This window comes from Microbacterium sp. Bi128 (assembly GCF_918698205.1).
On record NZ_CAKKMM010001521.1, the window covers coordinates 1 to 1,170 of the forward strand.

Consider the following 1,170-nt stretch of genomic DNA (forward strand, 5'->3'; position numbering starts at 1 on the left):
CCACGTAGGCGTCCTAGGTCCTGAAGTCCTTGACGTTCAAGCCCATGCCGTTGGTCAGCACCAGGGCGTTCACGCTGAGGAAGGGCGTGGGGTCCATGTGTTCGGTGGGAGCGCACCAGGTGATGGGCCGGGCCAGTCGGCCCTCGCCGCCCGCAACCCGAAGCCGGATGTTGAGATCGGCGTTGTCTGCTAAATCAGAAATTCGCACGGGGCCCTCCCACTACGGCGGGCGTCCCCCACCGGACAGTGCAATAACCATAATTGATGCCCGCAGATTCAGCGACCTGCACAATATCGGGCACGTGAATTGCTGAGTAGCGTTGCACCCATGCAACCCAATGTGACTCCCGACACTTCTTCAGGCACCTCAGCCCACGCCTCTCCCTTCAGCGCTCCCCCCGCCTCTCCTTTCGGCGCTCCCCCCGCACAACGGAGGGTGCTCTTGAACTCCGATATGGGCGAAGGCCTTGGCCTCCACGAGTTCGGCAACGACGAAGAACTCATGCGCATCATCGACGTCGCCAACGTGGCCTGTGGGTATCACGCCGGCGATCCCGACGTCATGGAACGGACCGTGGCGTTGGCTGCTGAGCACGGCGTGGCGGTCGGAGCGCACCCCGGCCTGCCGGACATTGTGGGGTTCGGACGCCGCCGAATGGTTCTCACCCCGGCCGAGGTCGAATCGATCATCTTGTATCAGACTGGAGCCCTGACGGCGTTCCTCGCAAAGTACGGGCTGGAACTGAACCACATCAAACCCCACGGTTCCCTCTACGGCATGCTGGCCGGCGACGAGGAACTGATGCAGGCTGCCGCCGGCACAGCCTTGCAGTTCGGCGTTCCGTTTTTCGGGCTCGCGGGGACCGCCCACGAAAGCGTGTGCCGGTCCATGGGGGTGGATTTCGTGCCCGAACTCTATGTTGACCTCAACTACGGCCCGGCCGGTGAGCTGCTGATCCAGCGCCGCCCGGCGCCCACCGATCCCGACGCCGCCGCCGAGCGTGTCAGCAGGGCGCTGGCCGGCAAGCCCGTCCTCGCCGTTGACGGCACCGAGCTGGACATCCGGTTCCAAAGCATCTGCGTCCACTCCGACGCACCCAATTCTGTCGCAGTGGCCACCGCAGTGCGTGCGGTCCTGGGCTGAACCGATCTATCCAAACCATCTGAAAG

At 64.1% G+C, this 1,170-nt stretch carries 2 protein-coding genes; one reads left to right on the forward strand and one right to left on the reverse strand.

Translation table 11 applies throughout. The features are described from left to right. Positions 1 to 13: 13 nt before the first annotated feature. A complete protein-coding gene (locus LQV45_RS34205) occupies positions 14 to 208 on the reverse strand; it encodes a PucR family transcriptional regulator ligand-binding domain-containing protein (protein WP_230012308.1) in 195 nt (64 codons plus the stop codon). A 228-nt stretch (positions 209 to 436) separates the two neighbouring features. Here LQV45_RS34205 and pxpA point away from each other — a divergent pair, with 228 nt between their 5' ends. Continuing rightward, a complete protein-coding gene (pxpA, locus tag LQV45_RS34210) occupies positions 437 to 1,144 on the forward strand; it encodes a 5-oxoprolinase subunit PxpA (protein ID WP_308288969.1) in 708 nt (235 codons plus the stop codon). Positions 1,145 to 1,170 lie beyond the last annotated feature (26 nt).